Origin of the sequence: Shinella zoogloeoides, from assembly GCF_020883495.1 — a bacterium.
Classification (GTDB): Bacteria; Pseudomonadota; Alphaproteobacteria; order Rhizobiales; family Rhizobiaceae; genus Shinella; species Shinella zoogloeoides.
Map to the genome: position 1 here is coordinate 465,736 of NZ_CP086610.1, position 6,765 is coordinate 472,500.

Annotated in this window: 7 protein-coding genes; 6 read left to right on the plus strand and 1 reads right to left on the minus strand. The window is 63.8% G+C overall.

The window, feature by feature from the left end; all coding sequences use genetic code 11:
- Positions 1–73 precede the first annotated feature (73 nt).
- The 6 genes from K8M09_RS02280 to K8M09_RS02305 all read left to right on the plus strand — a co-directional run bounded on the left by K8M09_RS02280 (position 74) and on the right by K8M09_RS02305 (position 5,878).
- Complete coding sequence (locus K8M09_RS02280) at positions 74–1,669, plus strand: ABC transporter substrate-binding protein (RefSeq protein ID WP_160787067.1); 1,596 nt, start codon at positions 74–76, stop codon at positions 1,667–1,669.
- 99 nt (positions 1,670–1,768) lie between these two features.
- Entirely contained in the window at positions 1,769–2,773 is a 1,005-nt protein-coding gene (locus K8M09_RS02285) for an ABC transporter permease subunit (protein ID WP_160787068.1), read from the plus strand.
- 10 nt (positions 2,774–2,783) lie between these two features.
- Positions 2,784–3,674 carry an ABC transporter permease subunit gene (locus K8M09_RS02290; protein WP_160787069.1) on the plus strand — a complete coding sequence of 297 codons (891 nt, stop codon included), beginning with the start codon at positions 2,784–2,786 and terminating at the stop codon, positions 3,672–3,674.
- A complete protein-coding gene (locus K8M09_RS02295) occupies positions 3,674–4,528 on the plus strand; it encodes an ABC transporter ATP-binding protein (protein WP_160787070.1) in 855 nt (284 codons plus the stop codon). The genes K8M09_RS02290 and K8M09_RS02295 overlap by 1 nt, the downstream gene beginning before the upstream one ends.
- Positions 4,525–5,355 carry a dipeptide ABC transporter ATP-binding protein gene (locus K8M09_RS02300; protein ID WP_160787071.1) on the plus strand — a complete coding sequence of 277 codons (831 nt, stop codon included), beginning with the start codon at positions 4,525–4,527 and terminating at the stop codon, positions 5,353–5,355. The genes K8M09_RS02295 and K8M09_RS02300 overlap by 4 nt, the downstream gene beginning before the upstream one ends.
- A gap of 13 nt (positions 5,356–5,368) precedes the next feature.
- Complete coding sequence (locus tag K8M09_RS02305) at positions 5,369–5,878, plus strand: gluconokinase (protein WP_160787072.1); 510 nt, start codon at positions 5,369–5,371, stop codon at positions 5,876–5,878.
- Positions 5,879–5,912: 34 nt separating this feature from the next.
- On the opposite strand, the gene K8M09_RS02310 is transcribed toward K8M09_RS02305, so the two are convergent.
- Positions 5,913–6,713: a response regulator gene (locus K8M09_RS02310; RefSeq protein ID WP_160787073.1), complete on the minus strand. Its 801-nt coding sequence runs from the start codon at positions 6,711–6,713 to the stop codon at positions 5,913–5,915.
- Between the last annotated feature and the right edge of the window lie 52 nt (positions 6,714–6,765).

Consider the following 6,765-nt stretch of genomic DNA (forward strand, 5'->3'; position numbering starts at 1 on the left):
GCACGGACGGGGCTGGATACGCGCCCGTGACCGCAAGCAAGAGAATAAAAAGCCAACCTGGGAAGCTCACACGATGAAAAAGCTGACTACTCTCCTCGCAGCGACGGCGCTTGCCTCGATGATGGCAACGGCCGCCTGGTCGAAGACGCTGGTCTATTGCTCCGAAGCCTCGCCGGAAGGGTTCGACCCCGGCCTCTACACGGGCGGCCAGACCTTCGACGCCACGTCGCGCACCGTCTACAACCGCCTCGTCGAATTCAAGCACGGCGGCACGGAAGTCGAGCCGGGCCTGGCCGAGAGCTGGGAAGTCTCCGCTGACGGCAAGGAATACACCTTCAAGCTGCGCAAGGGCGTGAAGTTCCAGACGACGGACTTCTTCACCCCGACCCGCGAGCTGAACGCCGACGACGTCATCTTCTCCTTCGAGCGCCAGTACAAGGCCGACAACGCCTGGAACAAGTATGTCGCCGGCGCGTCTTGGGAATATTTCGCCGGCATGGGCTTCCCGGACCTCATCGAGAAGATTGAGAAGGTCGACGACCTGACGGTCAAGTTCGTGCTGAAGCGCCCGGAAGCGCCGTTCATCGCCAATCTCGGCATGGACTTCGCCTCGATCCTTTCCAAGGAATATGCCGACAAGCTGGCCGCCGACGGCAAGATGGAACTCCTGAACCAGCAGCCGCTGGGCACGGGTCCCTTCACCTTCGTCGCCTACCAGACGGATGCCGCGATCCGCTACAAGGCCAACCCGGACTACTGGGCCGGCAAGCAGCCGGTGGACGACCTCGTCTTCGCCATCACCACGGACGCTGCCGTCCGTGCGCAGAAGCTGAAGGCCGGCGAATGCCACATCATGGCCTATCCGAACGCTGCCGACGTGGCCGAGCTGAAGAAGGACGAGAACCTGACGGTTCTGGAGCAGGAAGGCCTGAACGTCGCCTACCTCGCCTATAACACGCTGGTTCCGCCGTTCGACAAGGTCGAGGTCCGCAAGGCTCTCAACATGGCGGTCAACCGCCAGGCCATCGTCGACGCCGTCTTCCAGGGCGCGGCAACGGTCGCCAAGAACCCGATCCCGCCGACCATGTGGTCGTACAACAACGCCGTCGAAGACGACAAGTACGATCCGGAAGCGGCCAAGAAGATGCTCGAGGAAGCCGGCGCCGCCGGTCTCAAGATGAAGATCTGGGCCATGCCGGTCGCCCGTCCCTACATGCTGAACGCCCGCCGCGCGGCCGAACTCATGCAGGCCGACCTCGCCAAGATCGGCGTCGAAGCCGAGATCGTCTCCTACGAGTGGGCCGAGTATTTGAAGCTCTCCTCCGCCAAGGACCGCGACGGCGCGGCCATCCTCGGCTGGACGGGCGACAACGGCGACCCGGACAACTTCCTTGACACCCTGCTCGGCTGCGACGCCGTCGGCGGCAACAACCGCGCGCAGTGGTGCAACAAGGAGTTCGACGACCTGATGACCAAGGCGAAGGAAACCGCCGACATCGCCGAACGCACGAAGCTCTACGAAGAGGCCCAGGTGATCTTCAAGCGCGAAGCGCCGTGGAACACCCTCGACCACTCGCTCGTCGTCGTTCCGATGAGCAAGAAGGTCTCGGGCTTCAAGATGGACCCGCTGGGCATTCACCGCTTTGACGGTGTAGACATCGCCGAGTAAAATCGGGCACAAGAAAGGCACGCCGCAAAGAGCGTGCATTGGCCGGCGGTCCGAAGGCATTCGGGCCGCCGGTTTTTCAAAAAGAAGGGATTGGCTCCCATGTTGCGCTTCATCTTCGGACGGCTCGCCGTCCTGATACCCACGTTCATCGGGGTGTCGATCATCGCGTTCTCCTTCATTCGACTTCTGCCGGGCGACCCGGTCATGCTGATGTCGGGCGAACGCGTCATGTCGCCGGAACGGCACACCGAGCTCATGCACCAGCTCGGCCTCGACCGTCCGATGTATGTCCAGTATTTCGACTATCTGACCGGCCTGCTCCAGGGCGATTTCGGCTCGTCGATCGTCACCAAGCGGCCCGTTCTCGAAGACTTCGTGAACCTCTTCCCGGCCACGCTGGAGCTTTCGCTCTGCGCCATCATCGTCGCCGTCCTGCTCGGCATTCCGGCCGGCGTGCTGGCCGCGGTCAAGCGCGGCACCTGGCTCGACCAGTCGATCATGGGCGTCGCGCTCGTCGGCTATTCGATGCCGATCTTCTGGTGGGGCCTGCTGCTCATCATCTTCTTCTCCGGCTATCTCGGCTGGACGCCGGTCTCGGGGCGCATCTCGCTGATGTACTTCTTCCCCCAGGTCACCGGCTTCATGCTCATCGACAGCCTGATCTCCGGTCAGGCCGGCGCCTTCAAGTCGGCGCTGACCTATCTGATCCTGCCGACGGTGGTTCTCGCGACGATCCCGCTCGCGGTCATCGCGCGCCAGACCCGCTCGGCGATGCTCGAAGTGCTGGGTGAGGATTATGTCCGCACCGCCCGCGCCAAGGGCCTCTCGCCCTTCCGCGTCGTCGGCGTTCATGCGTTGCGCAATGCGATGATCCCCGTCATCACCACCATCGGCCTTCAGGTCGGCGTGCTGCTGGCGGGCGCCATCCTCACCGAGACGATCTTCTCCTGGCCGGGCATCGGCAAGTGGATGGTCGACAGCGTCTTCAAGCGCGACTATGCCGTGGTGCAGGGTGGCCTGATGCTGATCGCCGCCGTCATCATGATCGTCAACCTCGTGGTCGACCTGCTTTACGGCTGGGTCAATCCGCGTATCCGGCACTAGGAGGCGATCCATGAGCACCGCTGTTCAAAACACCAAGCCGCCCTCGGGCTTTTCCGAATTCTGGTTCTATTTCTCGCGCAACAAGGGCGCCGTCATCGGCCTCGCCATCTTCCTGGTGATCCTGGTCCTGGCGGTCTTCGCACCCATCGTCGCGCCGCATGATCCGAGCGTCCAGAACCGCGACGTCCTTCTCCTGCCGCCGGCCTTCTCCGCGGGCGGAAACTGGAGCTACCTTCTCGGAACCGACGCCGTCGGCCGCGACATCCTCTCGCGCCTCATCTATGGCGCGCGCTTCTCGCTCTTCATCGGTCTCGTCGTCGTGACGCTGTCGGTGGTTTCGGGCGTGCTGATCGGTCTCATCGCCGGCTATTTCCGCGGCAAGGTCGACACCTTCATCATGCGCATCATGGATATCATCCTGGCGTTCCCCTCGCTGCTGCTCGCCCTCGTGCTGGTGGCCGTGCTGGGTCCGGGCCTGCTCAACGCCATGATCGCCATCTCGCTCGTCAACCAGCCGCATTTCGTGCGCCTGACGCGCGCGGCGGTGATGACGGAGAAGTCCAAGGATTACGTCATCGGTTCGCAGGTCGCCGGCGCCGGTACGATGCGTCTGATGTTCCTGACGATTCTGCCGAACTGCCTTGCCCCGCTCATCGTCCAGGCGACGCTCGCCTTCTCGGCGGCGATCCTCGATGCGGCGGCGCTCGGCTTCCTCGGCATGGGCGCCCAGCCGCCGACGCCGGAATGGGGCACGATGCTTGCCGAAGCGCGCGAATTCATCCAGCGCGCCTGGTGGGTCGTCACCTTCCCGGGCCTTGCCATCCTCGTCACCGTGCTTGCCATCAACCTCATGGGTGACGGCCTGCGCGACGCCCTCGATCCCAAGCTGAAGAGGTCGTGATGTCGCTTCTCGAAATCAAAAACCTCACCGTCGAGTTCCAGACGGCATCCGGTCCCTTCCGCGCCGTGGACGGCGTTTCCCTCAAGGTCGACGAGGGCGAGGTTCTCGCCGTCGTCGGCGAATCCGGCTCGGGCAAGTCCGTCTCCATGCTCGCCGCCATGGGCCTTCTGCCCTGGACGGCGAAGGTGACGGCGGACGTCCTGACCTTCAACGGCCGCGACATGCGGTCGATGTCGGACAGCGAGCGCCGCAAGATCATCGGCAAGGATATCGCCATGATCTTCCAGGAGCCGATCGCCAGCCTCAATCCGTGCTTCACGGTCGGCTACCAGATCGAGGAAGTGCTGCGCATCCACACGGACCTCAGCCGCAAGGCGCGCCGCGACCGGGCCATCGAACTGTTCCAGTCGGTCGGCATTCCGAACCCGGAAGAGCGCCTCGGCCACTATCCGCACCAGATGTCGGGCGGCCAGTGCCAGCGCGTGATGATCGCCACGGCGCTCGCCTGCAATCCCAAGCTTCTCATCGCCGACGAGCCGACCACCGCGCTCGACGTGACGATCCAGAAGCAGATTCTCGACCTCCTGATGAAGCTGCAGGCCGAACACGGCATGGGCCTCATCATCATCACCCACGACATGGGCGTCGTCGCCGAAACCGCCGACCGCGTCATCGTGCAGTACAAGGGCCGCCAGATCGAGGAGGCCGATGTGCTGTCGCTCTTCACGGCCCCCAAGAGCGTCTATACCAAGGCTCTTCTCTCGGCCCTGCCGGAGAACGCCACGGGCGGTCGCCTGCCGACGATCACGGAAAAGCTGACCGACGCCGAGATTTTTGCGGGAGCCATGCGATGACCCCTGTTCTCGAAGCAAAAAACCTCAAGCGCGACTACCACATCCCCGGCAGTCTCATGAAGCCGGCCAAGACCGTCCACGCCGTCAAGGGCGTGAGCTTCAAGGTCGAGGAAGGCAAGACGCTCGCCATCGTCGGCGAAAGCGGCTGCGGCAAGTCCACCCTTGCCCGCATGGTCACGATGATCGACCCGATCACCGAAGGCGAAATGCTGATCGACGGCCGCAAGGTCGATATCGCCAGCGAGCCGCTGACCACCGAGATGCGCAGCAAGGTGCAGATCGTCTTCCAGAATCCCTACGGTTCGCTCAATCCGCGCAAGAAGATCGGCGATATCCTGACCGAGCCGCTGGTCATCAACACGAAGATTCCGGCCGGTGAACGGCGTGACCGCGCCATGGCCATGCTGAAGAAGGTGGGGCTGGAGGAGAAGCATTACGGGCGCTACCCGCACATGTTCTCGGGCGGCCAGCGCCAGCGCGTGGCGATCGCCCGCGCGCTGATGCTCAACCCGCGCCTGTTGGTTCTCGACGAGCCGGTCTCGGCGCTCGACCTTTCGGTCCAGGCCCAGGTGCTCAACCTGCTCGCCGACCTGCAGGACGAGTTCCGCCTGACCTACGTCTTCATCAGCCACGACCTTTCGGTCGTGCGCCACATCGCCGACGATGTGATGGTGATGTATTTCGGCGAGGCGGTGGAATATGGCAGCCGCGACCAGGTCTTCGACGACCCGCAGCACAGCTATACCAAGACGCTCTTCGCCGCGACGCCCCGCGTCGACGTGGACGCCATCCGCGCCCGCATCGAAAAGCGCCAGCGCGTCGCCTGATGGCGCTGACACCATGAAGAACGCCCGCGCCATCGTCGTCATGGGCGTTTCCGGCTGCGGCAAGACCTCGGTTGCCGAGGGACTTGCCGCAAGTCTCGGCGCCGCCTTCATCGAAGGCGACAGCCTGCATCCCGCCGCCAATGTGGACAAGATGTCCCACGGCATCGCCCTGACCGACGAGGACCGCTGGCCCTGGCTCGACACGGTCGGCCGGGCGATGGCGGATGTGCTCGCCGGCAACGGCAGCGTCGTCGTCTCGTGCTCCGCCCTGAAGAAAGCCTACCGCGACCGCCTGCGCTTTTCCGCCGGCGGCGAACTCGCATTCGTCTTCCTCAAGGGAAGCCGCGAATTGCTGATGTCCCGCATGGCCGCGCGCGAGGGGCACTTCATGCCCGTCAGCCTGCTCGACAGCCAGCTTGCGACGCTGCAGGACCCGTCCGGCGAACCGGGCGTCGTGACCGTCGATATCGATGCCTCCATCGAGGCCATCGTCGCGTCCGCTCTCGACGGGCTGAACCGCTGAAATGAAAAGGCCCGCTTGCGCGGGCCTTTCTGCATCAAGCGGACTTTGCGAGCCGCGCCTGTTCGTCGAAGAACAGCGCCTGGCTGATCAGCGCCTTCACCATGTCCGGGTTGAACGGCTTGGTGACGAGGAAGGCCGGTTCCGGCTTTTCGCCCGTCAGCAGCCGCTCCGGGAAGGCGGTGATGAAGATCACCGGGATCGTGCTGTTCTTCAGGATATCGTTCACGGCGTCGATGCCCGAGCTGCCGTCGGCAAGCTGGATATCGGCCAGCACCATACGCGGCGAGGTGCGGTGATAGAGGTCGACCGCTTCCGAATGGGTGCGCGCGATGCCCGTCACGTTATGGCCGAGGCCCCGCACCATGTCCTCGATGTCCATGGCGATCAGCGGCTCGTCCTCGATGATCATGATATCGGTCGCCACCTGCCGCGAGATGTCGCGCGAGGCTTCGTCGAGCAATGCGGTGAAACGCTCCGGGGAAACATCCAGGATGTCCGCTCCCTCGGCGATGTCGAAACCCTCGACCGCGACGAGCAGGAAGGCCTTGCGTTCATCCGGCGGCAGGTTGGCGAGGTTCGCGGCCGCCTGCCGCTCCCAGCCGAAGGGGGAGCTGTTGTCCGGCAGCGTCACGTCGAGCGTGTCGAAGAGCGTGCAGTAGAGTCGGTAAAGCGCGATCCGGTCGCTGCGCCCTTCCGGATAAAGCGAGATATCGGCGACCAGCGCTTCCAGCATGGCGGCGACATAGGCGTCGCCGGAGGTCTGGGAACCCGTCACGGCACGGGAAAACCGCCTCAGATAGGCGAGATGCGGTGCGATACGGGTGGAAAGTGACATTTCGTTCTCCCTGGATATGTTCCGTATCGGAACCGTTTCCGATAGAGTTCAT